Source organism: Chitinophagaceae bacterium C216, from assembly GCA_028485475.2.
Classification (GTDB): Bacteria; Bacteroidota; Bacteroidia; order Chitinophagales; family Chitinophagaceae; genus Niabella; species Niabella composti.
Genome location: CP144143.1, coordinates 3,049,519 through 3,072,026 on the forward strand (window position 1 = coordinate 3,049,519; position 22,508 = coordinate 3,072,026).

Annotated in this window: 20 protein-coding genes; 12 read left to right on the forward strand and 8 right to left on the reverse strand. The window is 40.3% G+C overall.

What is annotated here, in order from left to right; genetic code table 11:
- Nucleotides 1-30 precede the first annotated feature (30 nt).
- A complete protein-coding gene (locus tag PIECOFPK_RS13150) occupies nt 31-948 on the forward strand; it encodes a helix-turn-helix domain-containing protein (RefSeq protein ID WP_409966098.1) in 918 nt (305 codons plus the stop codon).
- 468 nt (nt 949-1,416) lie between these two features.
- On the opposite strand, the gene PIECOFPK_RS13155 is transcribed toward PIECOFPK_RS13150, so the two are convergent.
- A complete protein-coding gene (locus tag PIECOFPK_RS13155) occupies nt 1,417-2,457 on the reverse strand; it encodes a fatty acid desaturase family protein (protein ID WP_409966099.1) in 1,041 nt (346 codons plus the stop codon).
- A 253-nt stretch (nt 2,458-2,710) separates the two neighbouring features.
- On the opposite strand from PIECOFPK_RS13155, the gene PIECOFPK_RS13160 reads away from it, so the two are divergent.
- The 11 genes from PIECOFPK_RS13160 (at nt 2,711) to PIECOFPK_RS13210 (ending at nt 12,793) form a co-directional block, all read left to right on the forward strand.
- Nucleotides 2,711-2,983 carry an RNA recognition motif domain-containing protein gene (locus PIECOFPK_RS13160; protein ID WP_330973813.1) on the forward strand — a complete coding sequence of 91 codons (273 nt, stop codon included), beginning with the start codon at nt 2,711-2,713 and terminating at the stop codon, nt 2,981-2,983.
- A 46-nt stretch (nt 2,984-3,029) separates the two neighbouring features.
- Nucleotides 3,030-3,284, forward strand: coding sequence for a short-chain dehydrogenase (locus tag PIECOFPK_RS13165; protein ID WP_330973812.1), 255 nt, complete (start codon nt 3,030-3,032; stop codon nt 3,282-3,284).
- 50 nt (nt 3,285-3,334) lie between these two features.
- The gene (locus tag PIECOFPK_RS13170; protein WP_330973811.1) at nt 3,335-3,772 is read left to right on the forward strand and encodes a cold-shock protein; all 438 of its coding nucleotides are present in this window, start codon (nt 3,335-3,337) and stop codon (nt 3,770-3,772) included.
- 164 nt (nt 3,773-3,936) lie between these two features.
- Complete coding sequence (locus tag PIECOFPK_RS13175; protein ID WP_409966100.1) at nt 3,937-4,395, forward strand: cytochrome c maturation protein CcmE; 459 nt, start codon at nt 3,937-3,939, stop codon at nt 4,393-4,395.
- 8 nt (nt 4,396-4,403) lie between these two features.
- The gene (ccsA, locus tag PIECOFPK_RS13180; protein WP_330973809.1) at nt 4,404-6,983 is read left to right on the forward strand and encodes a cytochrome c biogenesis protein CcsA; all 2,580 of its coding nucleotides are present in this window, start codon (nt 4,404-4,406) and stop codon (nt 6,981-6,983) included.
- 99 nt (nt 6,984-7,082) lie between these two features.
- A complete protein-coding gene (gene atpG, locus PIECOFPK_RS13185) occupies nt 7,083-7,964 on the forward strand; it encodes an ATP synthase F1 subunit gamma (protein ID WP_409966101.1) in 882 nt (293 codons plus the stop codon).
- A gap of 50 nt (nt 7,965-8,014) precedes the next feature.
- Nucleotides 8,015-8,935: an SMC-Scp complex subunit ScpB gene (gene scpB, locus PIECOFPK_RS13190; protein WP_330973807.1), complete on the forward strand. Its 921-nt coding sequence runs from the start codon at nt 8,015-8,017 to the stop codon at nt 8,933-8,935.
- Nucleotides 8,936-9,012: 77 nt separating this feature from the next.
- Nucleotides 9,013-10,224, forward strand: a complete 1,212-nt coding sequence (gene lysA / locus PIECOFPK_RS13195) for a diaminopimelate decarboxylase (RefSeq protein ID WP_330973806.1) — start codon at nt 9,013-9,015, stop codon at nt 10,222-10,224.
- Between the two features lie 143 nt (nt 10,225-10,367).
- A complete protein-coding gene (locus tag PIECOFPK_RS13200) occupies nt 10,368-11,423 on the forward strand; it encodes a sugar phosphate isomerase/epimerase family protein (RefSeq protein ID WP_330973805.1) in 1,056 nt (351 codons plus the stop codon).
- 35 nt (nt 11,424-11,458) lie between these two features.
- Nucleotides 11,459-11,854, forward strand: coding sequence for a c-type cytochrome (locus PIECOFPK_RS13205; RefSeq protein WP_330973804.1), 396 nt, complete (start codon nt 11,459-11,461; stop codon nt 11,852-11,854).
- A 99-nt stretch (nt 11,855-11,953) separates the two neighbouring features.
- Nucleotides 11,954-12,793, forward strand: coding sequence for a family 16 glycoside hydrolase (locus tag PIECOFPK_RS13210; protein WP_409966102.1), 840 nt, complete (start codon nt 11,954-11,956; stop codon nt 12,791-12,793).
- Between the two features lie 53 nt (nt 12,794-12,846).
- Here PIECOFPK_RS13210 and PIECOFPK_RS13215 read toward each other — a convergent pair whose 3' ends face one another.
- From PIECOFPK_RS13215 to PIECOFPK_RS13245, 7 genes are all read right to left on the reverse strand, one after another.
- Entirely contained in the window at nt 12,847-13,890 is a 1,044-nt protein-coding gene (locus PIECOFPK_RS13215) for a glycoside hydrolase family 43 protein (protein ID WP_330973802.1), read from the reverse strand.
- 47 nt (nt 13,891-13,937) lie between these two features.
- The gene (locus PIECOFPK_RS13220; protein WP_409966103.1) at nt 13,938-14,882 is read right to left on the reverse strand and encodes a glycoside hydrolase family 43 protein; all 945 of its coding nucleotides are present in this window, start codon (nt 14,880-14,882) and stop codon (nt 13,938-13,940) included.
- Nucleotides 14,883-14,912: 30 nt separating this feature from the next.
- Entirely contained in the window at nt 14,913-16,064 is a 1,152-nt protein-coding gene (locus tag PIECOFPK_RS13225; RefSeq protein WP_409966104.1) for a cellulase family glycosylhydrolase, read from the reverse strand.
- 70 nt (nt 16,065-16,134) lie between these two features.
- Nucleotides 16,135-18,210 carry a beta-L-arabinofuranosidase domain-containing protein gene (locus tag PIECOFPK_RS13230; protein ID WP_409966105.1) on the reverse strand — a complete coding sequence of 692 codons (2,076 nt, stop codon included), beginning with the start codon at nt 18,208-18,210 and terminating at the stop codon, nt 16,135-16,137.
- Between the two features lie 19 nt (nt 18,211-18,229).
- Nucleotides 18,230-20,086 (reverse strand): glycoside hydrolase family 2 protein, encoded by a 1,857-nt coding sequence (locus tag PIECOFPK_RS13235; RefSeq protein ID WP_409966106.1) that lies wholly within the window; start codon nt 20,084-20,086, stop codon nt 18,230-18,232.
- 231 nt (nt 20,087-20,317) lie between these two features.
- Nucleotides 20,318-21,289, reverse strand: a complete 972-nt coding sequence (locus PIECOFPK_RS13240; RefSeq protein ID WP_409966107.1) for a glycoside hydrolase family 43 protein — start codon at nt 21,287-21,289, stop codon at nt 20,318-20,320.
- A 28-nt stretch (nt 21,290-21,317) separates the two neighbouring features.
- Nucleotides 21,318-22,508 (reverse strand): sialidase family protein, encoded by a 1,191-nt coding sequence (locus tag PIECOFPK_RS13245; protein WP_330973796.1) that lies wholly within the window; start codon nt 22,506-22,508, stop codon nt 21,318-21,320.

The window sequence follows — 22,508 nt, forward strand, 5'->3', positions numbered from 1 at the left end:
TAGCTTACAGTAAATCCGCTCATGGCTAATATGAAGAAGAAACCAAATAGTCCACACCGCTTCTCTTCCCTTACCGAATTACATCGAACTGTGGGACTTCCCAAGCCCGTGCATCCATTGATAAGCTTGGTTGAGAACAACGGTGCCGCAGTACCGCTACATCAAATGCCAGAAACCTTTGTTCTCGATTTTTATAAAATATCCTATAAAATGAAACTAAGTGGTAAGATAAAATATGGGCAGGGCTATTACGACTTTGATGAAGGGGGCATGTTGTTTAAAGCCCCCAATCAAATTAGTTCAAAGGGAGACGACAATCATGATCATACCGGTTTTACTTTATTATTCCATCCAGATTTTTTAGCGGGCTATCCTTTGGCTACAAAAATTAAACAATATGGATTTTTTTCTTACTCCGTAAATGAAGCCCTACATCTTTCCGATAAAGAAAAGAGTACGATTATTCCTCTTTTTATCAATATTAAGGAGGAATTAAAAAGCTCTATTGATGATTTTAGCCAAGATATTATTGTTTCTCAAATTGAAACAATGCTGAACTACAGCAACCGATTTTACAAGCGTCAGTTCATTACAAGAAAGCGAATTAATAGTACGCTACTAGAAAAACTAGAAGGCTTGTTGGATGAATATTTTCATAGCGGAAAACCACTATTACATGGCATACCCACCGTGCAATACCTTGCGGATCATCTTCATATTTCTCCCAGCTATTTGAGTGACATGCTGCGTACACATACCGGGCAAAATGCACAACAACATATTCACAACGTACTGATTGAAAAAGCAAAAATATTAATCTCAAGCAGTCACTTGACTATTAGTGAAATAGCATACGAACTAGGGTTCGAGCATCCCTCCTCGTTTAATAAGTTATTCAAAGCAAAGACCCAATTATCACCACTAGCATATAGGCAGTCATTCAATTAAGATTTATAAGCTCTGAAACTTTATTAAATCTTAGCCTTATAAAAATAGAAAACTTCAATACAGTTACGCTAGTTGCTGTAAAAGCAATGTATATTCAAATATTTTACTGAAGTATAATAATGAAGAAATATATTCATGTATGTATCCTAAATACAAAATAGCAACTATAATAATCCACCACTGAATCTAAAATGATTATATAAAATATTTATAGACATCCATCCAAAATAAAAGCCTACCCCAGTGTATTTCAAAATGAAATTTCCAATATTATGTATTATGATAAAATGAGAATACTATTGTATCCTCTAAGGTTACGAAGCTTTTCAAAGTAGAATGTTATCACAATAATCATTCAAGCTTGAAAAGTATTGCTTAATAAACAATTGAATTTATTTATATAGAAACTACTTTATAGCTTGCATGTGTTGAAACCACTTCACTAAAGAATTACATCTCTCCTATATCTCATCTTAACCGTCTTGTACGCTCTTTCATAAGTACAATAGCCTCTTCTCTACTCTCAAACATACCATTAATGTTTACTAGGTTATCGGCCAGCTTATTATATTGTTTTGTCATCAGATAATAAAATACATGTAGATAATGAATTCCGTCGAAGACGATAGCTTTTTTGCTGGCAAACTCATCCCTCCGCCTCCAAAATTCTCCGGGCATTTCAGTATAATGCATACCAGGGCGTAAATGATGAATGATATGATAGCCATCGTTCCAGCATGCGTGATTATACACAGTGTTTATACAATTTATAGAGTTAGTGTATATATCTTCAGGATCGGAATGCTCAATAAATGAATGTTGTGTCCAGTTACCCAGCATCATTACAAAACGGGCAAACATCAGAGGAAGCACAAATACTATTAGAGTAGCTTTTAAAAAGAAAAAGCACATTACAATACAAAAGGCAATGTACGTCCACTCACCCACAGAAAATCTTGTATAAAGCTTTTTTCTCTTACGCCGGTACAGATATTGAAAAGTTTCCTTAAACCCTAATAGCAAAAAATTAAAAAAGTAAGCCAGAAAACTTTTAAAGCTATCTCGCTGATAATGCATTGTGCTGCTTGTATCTTCTTCATTATTATTCTCTACGTGATGCATTCCCAAATGATGACTGTAGTAGCCTTCTGGAGCATGACCAAATAATGGTCCCACAAACCATGTGATATAAAAATGAAAGGTATTCTGATAGGCAGGTTTGAAAATTTTACGGTGACAAAGGCAATGAAACATTAGCCCGTAACGACCTTTAAAATAAAACTGAGCTAAATAGAAATATCCCACTGCCACCATCCACCATATCCAACCTGTAAGCAAAGGTGTAAACAACAAAATGACTATAGGCACTACTGTAAGATGAATCTTAGTAAGCAAATAAATAAAAGGCAAATCGCGCTCTTCCTTAAGATAGCGCATCCAGAAACGATCATACCAATTTAATGTTTTAGGAACATAGATGGGATCTGTTAAAGAGTGTAAAGATTTCATGCAAAAATTTTTGAACGCTGAGAAGAGGGGTTCCTCCTCATGAAGGTATGCTTATTTATTCAATATCTGCAGATAGGGATTGTTAAAGAAACGATATAATGAAAATATATCAGTGCTGAGTGAGCAAATACCCCTATCTTCGCCATAAGTTAATTTGAGTGATTGCTCAGTTGTAAGCTTCTCTTTTTCCTATCTGATCAGTTTTACAAGTTTGCCGTTCTCAAATCGTTTTTAATTTTTTAAATATTTTACAATGAACATTTTTGTGTCCAATCTGGGCTACAGTCTTACAACAGAAGACCTTACCGAACTATTTTCAAGCTACGGCCGTGTAGCATCTGCACGTGTTATTACAGACAAATTTACCAATCAAAGCAGAGGTTTTGGTTTTGTGGAAATGGCTGACGAAGATGCGCTCAAAGCCATTAAAGATCTTAACGGCACCATGCTGGAAGGACGCTCCATAAAAGTTATGGAAGCTAAACCCAGAGAAGAAAAGCGCAGTTATGTAAGCAGCCGCTGGTAATACCGGCCTTTACCGGTTCCAGTAAATACTCATCTAAAATCATCACATGGAGATAAATTCAATAGAAAAATTCCTCAATGCAAATACGAAGGCTAGTACCGTCGTAAATATACATTTTAAGAACAGAGCTACTGTAACCGGTATTTTTATTTCGCATAATGACTACAGCGAGCTAAAAGCAAAAAACTTTTGGCGTTTAGTAGTTGCAAAAAATATCGACAAATGGAAGAAAGATAAAAACATCGAATGGTCACGTTTGTTTCACGGGTCCGTTTTTACGAAGCTGAGTGTAGCAAAGTAGTATATCAAATTCGATGATAATTCCATATTTTCTAATCTTAATTTATAAAAATGGCCGGCTGGAACAAAAGAGAACGTGAACAGAAAAAACGAAATGCAAAACAACAAAAAGAGGAAAAAAGACAGGAACGCAAAGAAAATTCTAAAAAAGGCAAAGGCCTTGATGAAATGCTCGCCTATGTAGACGAAAACGGTAATCTTACCGATACTCCACCCGACAAACGCCCTCCCGCCGATATCGATTCTATTCCGCCCACTGTGGCCAACAGCAATGCTCTACAACCTACTGATACTGTCAGAAAAGGGGTTGTGTCTTATTTTGATCCTGCCAAGGGATACGGCTTTATCAGGGACCTAAAAACCCAGGAAAGCTTTTTTGCACATATCAATGCCTCCTCTATTGAGTTAAAAGTAGGCCTAAATGTAAGTTTTGAGGTTCAAAAAGGTCCTAGAGGATTTTTTGCTGCAAATATTACGGCCTCAGCTTAGTTCTCACCCCCACACACCCCTTACCCAACTGCTTCTTAGAGAAGCTATAACTACTTTTTAGGTAGTTAAAATAATATCCCTGTTTTTCAAAACAATTGCTGCGGTTCTTTGTTAAAGTACCGAACACAGGCTATTTGCCTTAATTTTGCAAAAATTTTGATAGCATGAAGAAAATCCACATTATTTTACTGGTGCTGACTGCCGTTGCTATTGCTGTATTAGCAAGTTTTTTACAAACTACCACTACTTACGACTCTGTGGCAACTGCAAAAGCCAAACCAGGAAAATATGTGCATCTGATGGCTAAATGGGATAAATCCGAGCCATTGGAGTACGATGCTATCAAAAACCCTAATTACTTAGCCTTTACTGCTGTAGATAGCTTAGGAGAGAAAGTGCAGGTGATCTATCACAACCCCAAACCCGAAAACTTTGAACTGAGTGAAAGATTGGTATTAAAAGGGAAATACGAAGATGGGAAATTTATTTGCCAGAGCATTCAAACCAAATGCCCCAGCAAATACAAAGACGAAGACCCTTCAAAACATATACCGCAAGAACAGAGAACTACTTCTTACAACGTTCCTCCATCTAACAGTATAGTAACTACTAAACAACAGTAATATTATTTATGGAATACATTGGCGAGCACCTTTTGCCGGGGCAGGCAGGGCATTTTTTCATCTTAGTTTCATTGGTAGCTTCGCTGGTGGCAGCATTTGCGTATTTTAAAGCTGTTCATGCTGCACCGGAAGAAAAGTCAGGTTGGCTGAAACTGGGACGATGGGCTTTTTATACCGAAGCTGTAGCCATTCTGGCAATATTCGCCGCGTTATTTCATATCCTATATCATCATCTTTTCGAGTATAAATACGCCTGGCAACATACCAGCCTCTCGCTGGAGTTCAAATACATCATGAGCGCCTTCTGGGAGGGACAGGAAGGAAGTACGCTACTATGGGCGTTCTGGCACTGTGTATTGGGGCTAATTGTTATCAAACGCGAGAAACAATGGGAAGCTCCAGTTATGTCCATTCTCAGCTTTGCCCAGTTTTTTTTAGCCACCATGGTAGTGGGAATTTATGTTTTTGGAGTAAAAATCGGCTCCAATCCCTTTATCCTACTCAGAGATTCAGGCCTGCTGGACGAAGCTCCAGCCATGCACGTCGATTTTGATGTAACCAAGCCTATCCGTCCGGATTATCTGTCCATGATTACCGATGGGAACGACCTAAACCCGCTATTACAAAACTATTGGATGGTCATACACCCGCCCGTGCTATTTTTGGGATTTGCCTCTACTCTTATCCCCTTTGCCTTCGCCATGGCCGGCTTATGGACCCGCGATATCAAAGGATGGGTAAGTCGTGCAATCCCTTGGACCTTATTTTCTATTGCCTTTTTGGGCTTGGGAATTATGATGGGAGCCAAATGGGCTTACGAATCGCTCAACTTTGGAGGATATTGGGCATGGGATCCAGTTGAAAATGCCTCGCTGGTTCCTTGGATGATTATGGTATCGGGGCTGCACACCTTGCTTATTTATAAACACACTGGATACTCGCTCCGTTCGTCTTTTATATTTCTGGCGTTATCCTTTCTGTTTATTATTTATTCCACCTTCCTCACCAAAAGTGGCGTGTTAGGCGATTCTTCCGTACACGCTTTTGCCGACATAGGCATGAACGGACAGCTGTTCTTATTCCTCATCGTATTTGTGTGGATAACCGCCTTTTTCGCCGCAACAACCAATAAACAGCGGCTTATCATTACCGGAGTAACAGCAGCTTTATCGCTCGCAACCTATTTTCTTGCGGAATATATACCGGGCTTCCCCCTGTATGTAATTCTTTCAGGAATTATCACTTTCATAGTATTACTGAACAAACAGGTGCCCACTGTGGCAAAAGAAGAAAGTGTTTCTTCAAGGGAGTTCTGGATGTTTATTGGCTCCATTATATTTTTCTTGTCGGCCATTATTATCATTTTCCAGACTTCGTTACCTGTGTTTAATAAACTTTTCAACGCTAATGCTGCACCGGGAGAAAACGACGAATTTCACTACAATAAAATTCAGGTGCTGGTAGCATTTGTAATTGGTATTTTAACGGCTATTACTCAATACCTAAAGTACAAAAGTACCAGTGGAAAGTTCCTAATAAAGAAAATAGGTATTCCTACCCTTATCAGTGCCATCGTTGCCGGACTGATTCTGGCCTTTGGCAATATCAATTACGATAAGCATGGTATGGGATTCCTGATTAATATATGGCTGGCGCTGGTAGCTACCGTATATGCCACTATTGCCAATGCCGCCTACATCTGGGTAGGTTTTAAGGGCAATCTGAAAAACAGCGGTGGCGCCGTAGCGCATTTCGGATTTGCTCTAATGCTGGTAGGAATGATTATTTCATCTTCCAAAAAAGAAATTCTTTCTTGGAATACCAGCGGTATTGCCGTACCATTCGGCGAGGGCAGTAAGGAAAAAACCGGAGAAAATCTCACCCTCGTAAAAGGCATTCCCATGCAAATGGGTGATTACATGGTAACCTACGTAGGCGATTCGTCCCATCCCAAAAAACAACAGACCTTCTTCAAAATACATTTCAAATCCAAAAAACACAATGAGGAATTCACATTGTTGCCCAATGCTTTCGTAAATTACAAAGGCAATGAGGGCCTAATGGCGAATCCTTCCAGTAAACACTACTGGAACCACGACGTATTTACTTATGTATCATCATTTTACAAACCCAATGAGCTGGATGACACGGCTAGTTTTAGGCCACATCGGGTAACTGTTGGGGACACTGTTTTTTACAGTCGCGGGTACATGCTGATAGAAAAAGTAGCTGCCAAAGACAATTTACCCGTAGAAGGCTTTGCTAAAACCGATACGGGATATACTGCTACTGTAAAAGTTCAGGAGCTTAATGGTCCTTCGTATCAGGCCGACCTGCTATTGATTAAGGGGGGTGGTCAGGTACTGTTCCAGTCACAGGATACGATTATGGCGCAAAGTCTGGTATTGCAGCTCAATGATGCAGACCAGAACGGTATTACGGTAGGAGTAAAAGAGTCGAGCAGTGTACTGGAATATCTCACGCTGAAAGCCTATAAGTTCCCCTATATCAATCTGGTATGGGCAGGTGTAATCTTTCTCGTTATAGGCTGTGTGATGGCTATGGCACGACGTATCCGTTTGGGCTGATACCCATAAACATAAAGCTTTTCCACATATTTTATTTATATATTGAAAATTGACGTTTTGCACGTACTTTTGCGCCCTAAAAACCAAAGTTTTTAAAGAATGGCAGGCCAGTTAAAAGAAGTTCGCAATCGTATATCATCTGTACAAAGTATGCAGCAGATTACCAAAGCTATGAAAATGGTAAGCGCTGCCAAGTTTCGTCGTGCACAAGATGCTATTGTGCAAATGCGTCCTTATGCGCAGAAATTACAAAGTATGCTCAGCACCATCGTAAGCAGTAGCGATGGAGACACTGAAATGGCTTTGGCACAGGAAAGACCCATCGAAAAAGTATTACTGATTGTAATTACCAGTGATCGTGGTCTTGCGGGCGCCTTTAACTCTAATGTAGTGAAGCTGGCCAAATCGGTAATAAACGAAAAATATCAGGCACAGTTTGCGAAAGGTAATGTGACGATCTGGAACTTAGGTAAAAAAGGTTACGAAGCCTTAACAAAACAGGGCTATAATACAAACGATACTTATAAAGATATCTTCCTGAATCTGAGCTTTGAAAATGTGCAGAAGATATCACAGGCCGCAATGGATGCTTATAAACAAAAACAGTTCGACGTCATTGAAATTGTTTACAGCCAGTTTAAGAACGCGGCCACCCAAATCTTTACTGTAGAAAGATTCTTGCCTATTCCCAAAGCTGAAAACACTCAGGGCGCAGTGAAAGCCGATTTCATCTTTGAACCGAACAAGGCAGAATTGATTACAGAACTGATGCCCAAAATCTTGAATACGCAATTATTTAAAGCGGTATTAGACTCTCACGCTTCTGAACACGGAGCACGTATGACATCAATGGATAAAGCAAGCGAAAACGCTAACGAGATGCTGCGTTCATTAAAACTGTCGTACAACCGTGCAAGACAAGCAGCTATTACAACCGAGCTTACAGAAATCGTGAGCGGTGCCGCTGCATTGCAAGGATAATCATCAAAAGATTAGGTGTTATTGCTCAAATCATAAATCCACACCTGCACATGGAAATTGCCGAACTGATTCCGCATATTGAAGCCTTGATTTTTGCAAGCGATAAGCCCCTTGCGGCTTTGGAAATTACCGACTTGCTCAACAATGCTTTTGGCTTCATGGAAGACAAAATCACACTAGATCAAGTGGAGTCGGCAATTGAAGGAATAAAGGAGAAATACGACTCCGATTTTTACCCGTTTCATGTAGTACAAAGCGGTGGTGGCTGGCAGTTCCTCACGAAAAAGGAGTATCACAAAACCATTGCACAGCTGAATGGTGATAAATTCATGAAACGTTTGTCAGGTGCGGCTTTGGAAACATTGGCAATTATTGCCTATAAACAGCCCGTAACCAAAGGGGAAATTGAGGCCATTCGTGGCGTAAGTGCGGATTATGCTATTCAGAAATTGCTGGAGAAAGAACTTATTGTCATAAGCGGTCGCAATGAAAACCTGCCGGGACATCCGCTGGTGTATTCTACCTCAAAATCCTTCATGGATTATTTCGGTATCAACTCGCCTGAAGAACTGCCCAAAATAAAAGAAGTGCTAGCCGATCAGATTGTAGAACCTACTGTAGTAAACGGTCAGCAAACTACCGAAGGAGAAAGCGATATACCATCTGAAGATGGAGCTCCGCTGGTAGTTTCCGAAAACGGAGAACTGATTGAAGCCACTACGCAGGATGGTAACGAGCATGATGCAAGAAATACATCGGCAGAAGAAAGCCAAGAGCACACCGCATCTACCGAAGCCATCGCAGCCGAAAGTCCTTCACCCCAAGCAGCTGATGATGATTTAAACGAGGTAGAAGAGGCCGATAACGAAGCGCATCGTGAAGGAAACAATGATGATGATGCCGATAACTCAGAAGAGAATATTGATGAAGATGAGGAAGAGGACGATGTAGAAGATGATGCTTCAAGATAAAAATCCTTTATAGTGTTCTTCTTATATAATTAATTGTTCAGGCAGTATCTTTTACTGCTTTTTTTATATCTAAAATCATGGCTACAGAATTAAGTACAGCATTATTACAACAAATAGCAAACGAATACGGTACGCCAGTATATGTATACGATGCGGATAAGATAAAAGAACAGTATAAAAGACTTATAACAGCTTTTAATACTGACAAAGTCCGTTTTTTTTATGCATGTAAGGCCCTCACCAATATCAACATATTAAAAGTATTAAAGAATGAGGGTTGTAACATCGACTGCAGTTCTATCAATGAAGTAAAATTGGCTTTATACGCAGGCTTCGAGCCTAAAAATATATTATATACGAGCAACGGCATTGGCTTTGAGGAAATAGAAGAAGCTCAATCGTTGGGTGTCATTATCAATATCGACAGCTTATCGAATTTGGAAAAATTCGGCAAAAAATTCGGTAACAGCTATCCCGTGGGGGTACGATTAAGACCTAACATTCTGGCCGGAGGACATCTCAAAATTTCTACTGGTCATGATAAAAGTAAATTCGGCATTCCGGTAGAGCAATTAGATTTATTAAAAGCCGTCGTACAACAATACGATATTCAACTTACTAATCTGCATATTCATACAGGCAGCGATATCAAAGATGCGGATATATTCCTGAAAGGCATAGCAGTACTGTTTGACATTATTCCTCATTTTCCGCATTTGAAATCGGTAGATTTAGGCGGTGGCTTTAAAGTAGCTTACAAAGAAGATGACCCATATCTGAATATTGAAGAACTAGCAGTAAAGGTATTGCAGGCTTTTGAAGCTCATGAGCGCACTCGTCATCTGCAGATATGGTTTGAGCCCGGCAAATTTCTAGTAAGTGAATGCGGCTACTTTATCACCAAAGTAAATGTACTGAAAGAAACAGCTACTACTACTTTTGCTGGCGTTAATAGCGGTTTTAATCATTTAATACGACCGATGTTCTATGACGCCTATCATCGCATAGAAAACATTACCAATCCGCAGGGTGCTATAAAAGAATATACCGTTACGGGGAATATTTGCGAAACTGATACTTTCGCATGGTCGCGTCCTCTACCCGAAGTGCGAGAAGGCGATTTGCTGGTATTTCGTAATGCAGGCGCTTATGGATTTGAAATGTCTTCCAATTATAACTCACGTTTCAAACCTGCCGAAGTATTGGTGGAAAGCGGAAAGCCCCGTTTGATTCGAAAAAGAGATGTATTCGAAGATCTTTTGAGGAATCAAATCATCGATACCGAATAATGTTTACTACATACAATAAACTTCATGTTTTATCGTTTTGTAGGTGACCTTCAACCTAGGGTTACTATCATAAAGAAAATTGTAATCTGCCGTTTTTGTAAGAATATTTTTATAGATTTATAGCCTGAATAAAACTTTAGAATATGACTACGATAAAAGGTCCGGGTATCTTCTTAGCCCAGTTTCTGGGAGAAAATCCTCCCTTCAATAACCTGGAATCGATTTGTCTGTGGGCGGCCGAAAAAGGATTCATCGCAGTACAAATTCCAACTAACGATCCCAAAATATTTGACTTAAAGCTTGCCGCAGAAAGCACTACCTATGCCGATGAAATCAAAGGCATTGTTGCTGCCTGTGGACTGGAAATTTCGGAATTATCCACGCACTTGCAAGGCCAGCTGGTAGCCGTACATCCGGCATATGACGATCTTTTTGACGCATTCGCTCCAGCTGAATTAAGAGGTAATCCCAAAGCCAGAACCGAATGGGCCATTCAGCAATTAAAATACGCAGCTAAAGCTTCTCAGAATCTGGGATTAAATGCTCATGCCACATTTAGCGGTTCATTATTATGGCACACATTCCATCCATGGCCTCAAAGACCGGTCGGATTAGTAGAAGAAGGCTTTAAAGAATTAGCCAGAAGATGGTTGCCAATCCTCAACTACTTTGACGAATGTGGCGTGGACGTGTGTTACGAAATACATCCGGGCGAAGACCTCTTCGATGGACAGACCTACGAGATGTTTTTGGAAAAGGTGAACAATCATCCAAGAGCGTGCTTGTTATACGATCCTTCCCACTTCGTATTACAGTGCCTGGATTATATTCAATACATCGATTTCTATCACGAACGTATCAAAGCGTTCCATGTAAAAGATGCAGAATTTAATCCAACAGGAAAACAAGGAACTTTTGGTGGATATCAGAGCTGGCTCAATAGAGCGGGACGTTATCGTAGCCCGGGCGATGGTCAGGTAGACTTCAAAACGATATTCTCCAAACTCACCCAATACGATTACAAAGGTTGGGCTGTAATGGAATGGGAATGCTGCCTGAAACATCCAGAAGATGGTGCCCGTGAAGGTGCAGCATTTATCAAAGACCATATCATACGTGTTACTGACAAAGCTTTTGATGACTTTGCAGCAACTACCAACGATGCCGATTTCAATAAGAAAATTATTGGCTTATTGTAAAGCGTTTTATAATACTCAAGCATAAATATTTTAATATGAAGAAAATTTTAGTTTCGCTATCCGTGTTATTCTTTATTGCAGCGTGCGGAGGTGGTGATGGTGATAAAAAATCCGATACCCCTAGCTCCGGTGAAAGCACCGCATCTAATGATCTTTCGTCAAATCCCGTATATCAAAAGGGGCTGGAGCTCACAGGAAAATATCAATGTCCTACCTGTCATAAAATTGATGAAAAACTTACCGGTCCTGCTTATCGTGATGTAGCTAATAAATATGCAGGAGCTGACGATGCTACTATTACTAAATTAGCAAAAAAGGTGATAGAAGGAGGTTCTGGCGTATGGGGAGAAGTGCCCATGACACCTCATCCGAATGTATCTGAAGAAGAAGCGAAACAAATGGTAGAGTACATTCTACTGTTGAAAAAATAGATAAAAAAGCAAAACGCCCGCTCTAGGTGTTTTGCTTTTCTTATATAAGTTTACAAAATCGGTTTAGCAGATAATTTTAAAATATTTAATTTTAAAAAAATGAAAAAAATAAAAACCGGTGCCGCAATTGTATTATCTGCCATTGCAGTGTATTCTTGCGCGCCACGTACTAATACAGGAACACCTACTACTGCCGAACAACCGGCACCCGTAGCCCAGGCTCCAACCACTACTCCTGAGCCTAAAGAAGAAACACCGGCACCAAAGCCCGCTCCGGAAGTAGTGCATAACACATTAACTCCAGAAGAAAAAGCTGCCGGATGGCAATTGCTTTTCGACGGTGTATCAACCGACGGATGGCATGCCTACGGCTCCAAAACAATTGGCACAGCTTGGAAAGTAGCCAATGGTACTTTGTATCTGGACGCTACTAAAGATGGCACTCCCAAGACGGGAGGTGATATTGTCACTGATAAGGAATACAAAAACTTTGAGCTGAAGCTGGACTGGAAGATTGATAAAAACGGCAACAGCGGCATCTGCATCTATGTTCATGAAAACAAGGACCGCTTCAAATACATGTGGTATACAGGACCAGAAATTCAGATTGTAGACAACGAAGGGCATCCTGACGGAAGAGTATATAAGCATCAAGCCGGAGATTTATACGACCTGATTCCAGCCAAAACAAAGGCAGCAAATCCTCCTTTAGAGTGGAATCAATACCTCATCCGTTGTGTGAATGGCAAGCTGGATATTTATCTGAATGATCAACATGTTGTAAGTACAACATTATGGGATGAGAACTGGCGCAATCTAGTGGCAAACAGCAAATTTAAAGGCATTCCTGAATTTGGCACTTACAAAGTAGGCCGCATTGGTTTGCAGGATCACGGGAACAATGTTTGGTTCCGCAACATTAAGATTAGAGAACTTTAATAAGCTACAATTGCATAAAAAAAATCCATCCCCAAAAAGGATGGATTTTTTATTTATTCTGATGGTACTTGTAGTACTGTCTTAGTGCTCAATGGCTTGCCAAAATTAGGAGTACCGTCTTCATTCCAAGTAAACTTCTGTGCCCGTGGAGACCTATGACGTCCGCATCCTAACCCCGGTTCAGGATTGGCATGGTACAAAATCCAATCTTCTTTACCATCCGGAGATTTGAAAAACGAATTATGCCCTGCGCCATATACACCATTTTCGGGAGCGGCTTTAAATACAGGCTCTGGGTGTTTTTTCCAATTGGCTGGGTTGAGTAAATCAGCATCAGCATCTATAGATAACATGCCCAAAGTGTAGTAATCCGTCCAACATCCACTTGCCGAATACACGATAAAGATTTTATCCTTATGCCTTAAATACTGAGGCCCCTCATTAACATAAACCTGACCCACGTTCTCATTCTTTACATCGCCATGCTTTTCCCACTCATATTCCGGGCTGGATATTTTCACACGTTCACTTTCTATAGTCCATGGATTCTTCATTCGTGCTATATAAAGATTTTGTTGTCCATTTTCATCGCCTTCCCATCCGGACCAAACCATATATAAACTCCCCTTATGTTCGAATACATCCGCATCTATAGCCCATTTATTGGTAGCATCAGCTACTTTACCTTTAAATACCCATTCACCTTCCAAAGGATCTGCTGATGCATTCTCGATCACATACATACGATGGTTATAGTTATTACCATTGTCTGCAGCAAAATACATGTACCATTTACCATTTATAAAATGGATTTGCGGCGCCCAGATGCTATGCGAATACATAGTATTGGGTGGAGGCTCCCATACCACCGTTTTTTCAGCATTTGCTAAATCAGTTATATCCTTAGTTTTCCATAAAACTAAATTGTGCCCTGTGGTATGCGTATAGTAGTAATAACCATTTTTATAAAAACAATAAGGATCGGCCCCTCTAGGCAATAAAGGATTGGTGAATGTCCTTATATGTTTAGCAGTTCTTCCTGAATTGCATCCCAACGTCAGCATACCTGCTGCCAATAATACTAAAAGATATCTCATACGGCTTCTATCATTTTAAATACAGCTTTCTTACTCATCCGAAATACTTATTTCTTCAACAAGCGAAATGTAGAAAAATCAGCTTCAATTACATCAGGTCCTTTGGCCACCTTTTTAAAGCGAATATCAACAATGGCTGTTTTTCTGGGACCGATGGATGTATCACTATAATGAACGTGCAAAACGTAATACATCTTTCCATCCTTATCTATTAAAACATCACCATGTCCGGGACCATTTAAACCTATATCTTTCCTCGATATGATAGGATTACCTTCATATTTTTTCCATGGCCCCACAGGATTTGTAGCTGTTGCATATCCCACAGCATAATCAGGACTTCTGAAATCATTTCCTGAATACAGCAAATAATACACTCCTTTATGTTTTATTACAGTAGGTCCTTCCGTTACTTTCCACTTTTTATTTTCAACATCTTCCCACGTATTAGCTTCAGGATAGATACATTCTTTTAAAGTTTCGTGTTTCAGGGTGGACAAATCCTCTGTTAACTCTCCTACAAAAATGCGATTAGCATTTTCCAAGCGAACATGATACATATAAATCTTTCCTCCATCAATAAGTATAAAAGGATCAATCATTCGCTGAGAGCTATCTACTGGTCGGAGCACTTTTTGTGTAAACGGGCCCAACGGGCTATCTGCTTCTGCAATGGCAATATGTTCACTTGCGGTATAGGCCATATAAAACTTTCCTTTATACTGAAATATCTGAGGGGCCCAGAAGTTTTTCTCTCCATAACTTTCACCAGGTTTTAATACCATCCCCTTATCCTCCCAGTGCACTTTATCGGTAGATGTAAACACTTTAAATCCATGTGCCCCCGGTCCGGTACCATATAAATAATAGATACCATTATGATAGAAAATCGTAGGATCGGCCATAAGAGGGTTATCGTGTCTGGAGTTTTGAGCATGTAATTGTACAACTCCTAAAACACAAAATAGGGCAAGCAGTAACAATCGTTTCATGATGAATTTATATTTATATGAATGCAACTATTATTTTCCGGTTATCTCTTTTATAAAATCAACCTCCTCCTGCATATATGGTGTACCGTCTTTTCTGAATATATCATGAAACCATAGTGGAGGTTCTGATGTGTAGGTTTTAGTCCAGCTATCCCAGGGATAAATAGTTTGAGACTTGCCATCTACAAATCCCCAGTTCACCATAGCTACTTTATTGGCTTTAGCTACAGGTAGTGAAGATTGAAAAGTACTCTTATTTGGACGTGCCATATACTCGGTACAAAATAGAGGCTTATTGTAACGCTGTAATTGTTGGATCTTCTTAGCAAGGGTGATCGAATCATCGTAGCAATGGAAAGAAATAACATCAGACTCTTCCAATTGCAGTCGTTCGATGGGCTTAAGTGTACTGTCACTTTCCCAATTACCTGCCCATACCCCCGAAGTAAGCGGCTGGCTAGGATTCACCGATCTTGCCCATTCAAATGTCTTCTTCAATAAAGGTAGTACCAATTCAACTTTATTAGGGATTTCCACCTTCTCGTAAGAGGGGCCTGTCATATTATCGGGTTCATTCCATACATCCCACATCAGGATACGCTCATCGTTCGCAAACTGCTTTACAATGGCTTTAACATATTTTTCCATCATGGGATATTGGGTAGAGTCTTTTAATACATTCTGTCCTGGACTTTGCACCCATCCTGAGTTATGTACAAAAGGCTTGGGCTCTCTCTGTTTACCCGGTTTTGGAAAAGGATCCCAGCAGGAGTCAAAAATGGTAAATATTATTTTTATACCGTGCTTGTCGGCAATTTCAAGAAATTTATTAATGCGGTCATAAAAACCCTGCTCATCATGTTGCCAAATAAGATCGTGTAAGTAAACACGCATCACATTCATACCAATCGATGCTGCCAGAGCAAGTTCTCTATCTATAGTAGTAGTATCAAAAGTTTCTTCCTGCCACATCTCCAGTTGATTGATAGCTGTACTCGGTAGAAAATTAGCTCCTACAAACCAAGGTTGATTGGCATACCACTCATTTGCTTTTTCAGCTGTCCATATGGTGCGCACATTTGCTTCAGCCTGTGCACTCTCCTCCTGATTATTACTATTGCCACAAGCGGCTATCAAACATATAGCCGGTAATATCAGTAAAATAAAATACTTTCTTAGCATAACATACATTTATCGTGAGAAGAAATAATATTCGATTCACTATAAGGAAAATATCTCACAAGCTTCATAATTACTCTACCACAGGAAAAGCTGCAATTCTCAATCGTGCAGCTCCCATGGGTATTAGCTCTATCGTTTCCGGCAACGTTGTTGTTTTTACAGGACTCTGGGGTAATGTGTCTGTAAGCCCATATTGATCAATTGTCCAAGACGGAATTCTCTTTCCCTTCGCCATGATAGCTATAGGAACGCTTTGTTGAGAAAATGGGAAATTATCCGCAGGCCAAGATTTTTTCACAACTTGAAATACGGCGGAAGGCCCCTCGCCATTGTACAACAAACCATAATTCCAGGCTGATGCGGGATAAATTTCAAACGAAGGCCATTTTTCAGGATCTGCAGTCTCCTGCCATCTGGAGTCACTAATGGCAGAAGCTCTGCTATCCGCTTTTACATACTGTTCTTTTATTTTTAAAGAATAGGTTAATGGTCCTCTATTAATGCTAATACTATTTTTATTAGCCGTCCACTGTTTTACGGTTAATTTCATTGGCAATACTAACTGCACCTGATCTCCATTCTTCCAGTGTCGATCAATTTTTATATAAGCAGCCGGCTTGATTTTCTGTTGAACAATTTTACCGTTGATACGCAGTTGCGCCTGTTCGCACCATGCCGGTATTCTTAAATAGAATGGAAACACAGCGGTTTTGGGGGTGCGAATAGTAAAACTGATCATCTCATCAAAAGGATAACGCCCCTGCGATTCTATTTCCACTTCTTCTCCATCTCCAACTTTAGCTTTTACTACCGCTTCGCAATAAAGTACTGCAGCCAGTCCATTATCGGGCGTAGCCATAAATACATGTTCCGAATAATAAGGCCACCCCTGCGCATGATTATGCTGACAACAACGAGAACTAAAAGGATTCATCATTAAGAAAGGTCCGTTATTGTCAATCCCCGGATGATGATTTCTGCTATCGCTAATAGCCATATTAGGACTGGTAATATATCGCAATGCTTTAAAATCGGGCATTACCGCAGCGGGATAAGTATTAAACGCTACTTCTTCTGCATGATCGGCCCAGAAAGGATCGCCGGTAATACCAATCAATATTTCATTAGAAGCCATTTGTTCCACTATACCACAAGTTTCCACACCTTGACGAGGATCGGTATAACCTTCACGCGCGTTCTCATCAGCTCCAAACATCCCTCCCGGTACATGGCCATATTTCTCCCGAATAGTTCTGAAGCTATTATAAGTGGCTTTTAGATCAGCAATATTGTGAGACTGCAAATAATAAGTTGCTGGTTCTCTAAAACCTTGAGCTATGTTTACATTATGCCAGTTGGAAAGTGTTCCGGGCTGTCGCCAGTTGGCTGTATTACGATGAAGTTTTTCTGCCAACTTTAGCAGCCATTCTTTTCCTGTACGGTTATATAACCAATATACACTTAAAATATTATCCCCTCCCCGGCTATTCTCCCAATAATCTTTAAGCATTAAACTATCAGGAAGATTGTACTGCCATTGGAAATATTTTTCCATAAATGGCAGTACGCTCTCATCTCCGCTGTATTCGTGGTAAGACTGCAGGCACCATAACATAATCATGTTGCCCCACAGATCAGGCTTTCCGTTTTTGATAATTAAAGGACCGAAGTAGCCGTTTTTTTGCTGACTGTTCAGTACAGCATCTATCCAGATTTTGGCTTCGCTAATGATCTTTGGATCATCCAGAATATATCCCAAATTGGCATATCCTTTTAACCAATAGGGAACTTCTTCCCAACCATTGTTACCTTTCCCATCTTTACTAAGCCAGGCATTATCTTTCTTTGATAGCCAGGCGCTGATTTCTCCTAAATGACCGGTCAAACCATCGCGTTGCAATTCCAGATACCTTAACAGCCATCCTTTAGGCTTAATAGTTCCTACTGGAAGTTTGATAAAATAAGACGGTAGCAATGGTTTTCTGTTGGAAGGATAGAATCGGTTGCCTACTGAATTATCGGGCCGATCCACTATGGTAACTTTGGAGCGTTTCTCTTTTGAAGCCTGTGCGAATAGGAAATGAGCATTCCCTAAACAACACAATAAAGCCCCACTGAGTATACAAATCCTTCCAAACGGAACCATAATCTTTAGTTTAGGTTACTTATTTCACCGAAACATTATACAACTCCTGATGTAAGCTTTTCAATGTTGCCTCAGGCATCTTCACTACTTTTCTATCGTAAGTCAAAATACCGTTGGTTTCTATTTCTACATCGGTAGTTTGGGTGTATACCGCCGCGGACAATCCTAATGAAATCAATGGCTTCAAATCTTTCATTAAGCGTGTGTAACGCTGCATTAATTCGTCTTTGTTCTTGAAGCTTTGGTATCCCCAATTATTTTTATCCTGCCAGGTATGCCCTTCAATAGGCAGTCCTAATCCTCCAAACTCGCCCAGTACCAGCGCAGCTGGACCATTTCCAAAAATATTTGGATCGGGCATGCTGGGATCGGGATAATTATGAATATCCAATATATGCCCAGTGTAGAAGAAATTACCCCCACTAGCACTATTTACTAGGCGAGAAGGATCGTAATTCATTGTCCACTCTGTAATTTCTACAGTTTTAAACTGCCCCCATGCTTCATTAAACGGCACCCACACCACAATAGAGGGGAAGTTATGGTAGGCATCCATTATTGCTTTCCACTCTTTCCTGTAGTATGCTTCCGATTCGGAGCTACGTTGTTTATCATGGTTACGACCGGATATCTTACCAGGATGCATATCCCATTTATTGCCACCCATATCACCGCTGGGCATATCTTGCCATACCAGAATACCTACACTATCACAGTAATAATACCAACGAGCAGGTTCCAGTTTAATATGTTTGCGGATCATATTAAAGCCCATCTCTTTGGTTTTTACTATATCAAACAACAGCGCTTCATCAGTAGGTGCTGTATACAAACCATCGGGCCACCATCCCTGATCCAACGGACCATATTGAAATAGAAACTGATCGTTCAATGCAAGACGGTTGATGCCATTAGCATCCTTTTTAAGGGAGGATTTACGCATTGCAAAATAACTTTCTGCGTAATCTATCTGACGACCACCTCGCGTGAGATAAATTTTTAGTTTATATAAATGTGGGGAAGATGGTGACCATAATTTCGGATTAGCAATTGCAATTTCTCCCTCTACTCCCGAAGGCAAAGTGGTTTCCCCAATTTGCTGAGCACCATCATATGCCACGAATTTTACAACATCTCCTACCTGAGCACCTGCAAGATCTGCCTTTACTTTAAGCACTTTATTATCTACATCAGGTGTATGCTTAGTTGCGGCAATATAGGCCGCAGGCACTACTTCTGTCCATACAGTCTGCCAGATACCGGTAACTGGAGTATACCAGATTCCTTCGGGTTTATTTACCTGCTTTCCTCTAGGTTGAGGGCCTTCATCTGTAGGATCCCACACACGCACTACCAATTCTTGCTTTTTCCCTTTCTTCAGATAAGCAGTAATATTGAAAGAAAATGGATCAAAACCACCTTCATGCGTTCCAACATGTTTTCCATTTACATATACATCAGCTCTCCAGTCTACTGCACCAAAATGCAATAGGAGCTGATTCCCTTTAGACAAATTAGGCGATGTAAACTCGGTTTTGTACCACAGAGCTTTACTTTTACCAACCTGCTTTCCCACTCCAGATAAAGCGGACTCTATGGGATAAGGCACTAATATATGTCCTTCATACGACGCGGGAAAACTCTTCTGAGATTCAGCAGTAATTGCATATTTCCATAATCCATTTAGGTTTTGCCAGTTGCCCGTTCTTTTTAACTGTGGGCGGGGATACTCTGGCAAAGGACGATTCGGATTTACTTTTTCAGCCCAAGGGGTCATAATTTTCCCTTCGACAGGTTTCCAACTCTGAGCCATAACAGGCATTCCTAATGCAGCGGCTATTATAGCAGCTACCGTAAACTTCATTTTAAACTTCATCTCAGTCAATTAATGTTTAAATAAATTAACATCAGTAAATATGGCAAGAAGATTTCATATCACACGCAATCTTTCCTCAATAATCAAGTTGCTAATATAGATGTTACGCTACGCTTACAATGTCAATAATGTCTCATAATTATTACTATTTGTCTCATTTTTACCCATCATCCCTAATTATTTTGATTGGCAATTCAAAATTGCAGCTTAAATAACCCCAATAAAAAAACACTATTTCTTGACTACCGGCCACCCATTTTTGTATTCAATAGGGCTGAGATACATCAGACGTGCATATCTTCCCTCCTTAAACCTATCCATAGGGATGGCGTGATAGGCAATCCACTTTTTTCCAGATTTGTCTTGTATAATACTATTATGCCCCGGGGCCATTAAATTTTGATCTTTTTCCAGGATAACACTATGCTGTGTCTTATTCCACTCGCCCAATCGGGTATATGGGCCTGTAATACTAGTAGCGCGTGCCACTAGAACAGCGTAGTTAGCTTCTGCCCCACAACAGTTATCGCCCGAATAATACAAATAATAAAAGCCATCCTGAAAATCGATCCATGGAGCTTCTACCAAACGTGCATATGCTTTATCTTTTCCGGCGGGAATAAGGACTTTTTCGGAGGAACCGTCGGCAAAACGGGTCATGGATGAGTGTAGTTCTCTAATTTTTATAGGTGCAAAATCAGACCCCCATGTGATATAGTACTTTTGGGTCTTGGGATCTTTCATTACCATGGGATCTATTGTTTTAAACCCCGTATCAATCATTAAGGCTTCCGGCTCAGGAATATACGGTCCCTCGGGATTTTTTGAAAAAGCGACGCCGATCCCCATTCGCTGGCGCGAAGTGTCTTTTGACTGGGCCGAAAAAAATAGTACATACCGCTGTAGCTCCTCATGATATAACACATGCGGAGCCCAAAAATGTGTCGAAGCCCAAGCAGGTAACTGTGGTAAAGCATCACCCAATAGCTTCCAATCCTGTAAATCATCTGACACAGCTACCTGTACACGTCTGTAATTTCCTCCGCTTCCTGTATTAGTGGCAAAAGCATAATACCTGCCATTAGCCTCAATCACTGTAGGATCCGGGAAATCTATATCCAGTACAGGTCTTAGCTGTGCCTTGGATGAGAAACAAATCGTGATGAAAATTATTAGTAATAAAATGGCTCCCCTGCTTTGCATGAAAAACTATATGTTATTGCTTAATAGATTACTTGACTAATCGACCTTTTATCATCCATACCTCTGTAGGACCATTACTGAAAGCATTCGTACTCGTGATAGCGATAATGGTATCATCACTCAGGACAGAAACACTATTCCATAAACCATGCTTTCCGGCGGGTATATTAAACGGTTCGGTTCGGTTATCAAAGTTTCTTGCTTGTTCATCTCCTACCATCACTTTCATAACGGCATCTTCCAGCCTGTGAGATGGTCGTCCCTCTGTACCTTGGTAAGATAAAATTGTTTCGCCGGTGGAGAGCTGACGCAGATAAGGGGCACCCGCATATACTTCATCATCAACCGGCTTTGCCATTGCATAAATTCGATTGGGACTATCACTTAATACGGTTTCACTCCAATTTTCCTGAAGTGTATTGGTAATAATATATGGTTTGAAGTTAACAAAGCCGTTGTCTTCAATAGCAACTGCAATACGCTCTTCTCCTTTTAAAAGTAAGGGAACGGGCATACCGTCGCGCTTACCTGCTCTGAAACTGATAATCTTGGGGTCGGTAGTCCAAGTTTGCCCATTATCAGTAGAGATAAGCATGGAAATATTCTGCTCATCAGATTGCGTGTAAATACCTTCATTCGCAAAAAACAACTGTATAGTACCATCGGGTAATTGAATAGCAGCGGGCTCCCAACAACCGTTTTCAAATTGATACCCTGCTCGATAAATTTCCTTAGCCTCGGACCAAGTATCACCATTATCGGTACTAATCTTAACCCTTATGGCAAAACGTCGCGATGGATCTATATTATATGGGCGAGGATTATACATGAGTAATAAATGGCCGTTCCGTAATTGTAGAATATCCGGAACAGCCATATTGATGCCATCTTCTTGTGCTGCAACAATCTTGGCCCCCTGCCAAGTTTTCCCCTTGTCTTCGCTTATAGTCTGCCAAATATGGCCGTCAGATTCGTATACACATAATAAACGAGCGTCTTGTAACTCTATTAGTCTGGCGTACCCAGCATAAGGTTTACCCTGAGGAGGTGCGGCTATTTTTACCAATGTTGCGTTATCCCACTTTATGGTTTTTGGCTTCATCTCAGGAATAGGATCCTTGTCAGGAATGCTGGTATCTCTGGCACACCCCCATGCACATACAAAAGAATGCAGCCAGATATAACCAGTAATCACCTTATAGAGTAAGACTTTTAACAT

What these genes read in the sequence shown, in the direction of transcription:
- PIECOFPK_RS13150 (WP_409966098.1), top strand. Translation starts at nt 31, where the DNA reads ATGAAGAAGAAACCAAATAGTCCACACCGCTTCTCTTCCCTTACCGAA.
- PIECOFPK_RS13155 (WP_409966099.1), bottom strand. Translation starts at nt 2,457, where the DNA reads ATGAAATCTTTACACTCTTTAACAGATCCCATCTATGTTCCTAAAACA.
- PIECOFPK_RS13160 (WP_330973813.1), top strand. Translation starts at nt 2,711, where the DNA reads ATGAACATTTTTGTGTCCAATCTGGGCTACAGTCTTACAACAGAAGAC.
- PIECOFPK_RS13165 (WP_330973812.1), top strand. Translation starts at nt 3,030, where the DNA reads ATGGAGATAAATTCAATAGAAAAATTCCTCAATGCAAATACGAAGGCT.
- PIECOFPK_RS13170 (WP_330973811.1), top strand. Translation starts at nt 3,335, where the DNA reads ATGGCCGGCTGGAACAAAAGAGAACGTGAACAGAAAAAACGAAATGCA.
- PIECOFPK_RS13175 (WP_409966100.1), top strand. Translation starts at nt 3,937, where the DNA reads ATGAAGAAAATCCACATTATTTTACTGGTGCTGACTGCCGTTGCTATT.
- ccsA (WP_330973809.1), top strand. Translation starts at nt 4,404, where the DNA reads ATGGAATACATTGGCGAGCACCTTTTGCCGGGGCAGGCAGGGCATTTT.
- atpG (WP_409966101.1), top strand. Translation starts at nt 7,083, where the DNA reads ATGGCAGGCCAGTTAAAAGAAGTTCGCAATCGTATATCATCTGTACAA.
- scpB (WP_330973807.1), top strand. Translation starts at nt 8,015, where the DNA reads ATGGAAATTGCCGAACTGATTCCGCATATTGAAGCCTTGATTTTTGCA.
- lysA (WP_330973806.1), top strand. Translation starts at nt 9,013, where the DNA reads ATGGCTACAGAATTAAGTACAGCATTATTACAACAAATAGCAAACGAA.
- PIECOFPK_RS13200 (WP_330973805.1), top strand. Translation starts at nt 10,368, where the DNA reads ATGACTACGATAAAAGGTCCGGGTATCTTCTTAGCCCAGTTTCTGGGA.
- PIECOFPK_RS13205 (WP_330973804.1), top strand. Translation starts at nt 11,459, where the DNA reads ATGAAGAAAATTTTAGTTTCGCTATCCGTGTTATTCTTTATTGCAGCG.
- PIECOFPK_RS13210 (WP_409966102.1), top strand. Translation starts at nt 11,954, where the DNA reads ATGAAAAAAATAAAAACCGGTGCCGCAATTGTATTATCTGCCATTGCA.
- PIECOFPK_RS13215 (WP_330973802.1), bottom strand. Translation starts at nt 13,890, where the DNA reads ATGAGATATCTTTTAGTATTATTGGCAGCAGGTATGCTGACGTTGGGA.
- PIECOFPK_RS13220 (WP_409966103.1), bottom strand. Translation starts at nt 14,882, where the DNA reads ATGAAACGATTGTTACTGCTTGCCCTATTTTGTGTTTTAGGAGTTGTA.
- PIECOFPK_RS13225 (WP_409966104.1), bottom strand. Translation starts at nt 16,064, where the DNA reads ATGCTAAGAAAGTATTTTATTTTACTGATATTACCGGCTATATGTTTG.
- PIECOFPK_RS13230 (WP_409966105.1), bottom strand. Translation starts at nt 18,210, where the DNA reads ATGGTTCCGTTTGGAAGGATTTGTATACTCAGTGGGGCTTTATTGTGT.
- PIECOFPK_RS13235 (WP_409966106.1), bottom strand. Translation starts at nt 20,086, where the DNA reads ATGAAGTTTAAAATGAAGTTTACGGTAGCTGCTATAATAGCCGCTGCA.
- PIECOFPK_RS13240 (WP_409966107.1), bottom strand. Translation starts at nt 21,289, where the DNA reads ATGCAAAGCAGGGGAGCCATTTTATTACTAATAATTTTCATCACGATT.
- PIECOFPK_RS13245 (WP_330973796.1), bottom strand. Translation starts at nt 22,508, where the DNA reads ATGTTAAAAGTCTTACTCTATAAGGTGATTACTGGTTATATCTGGCTG.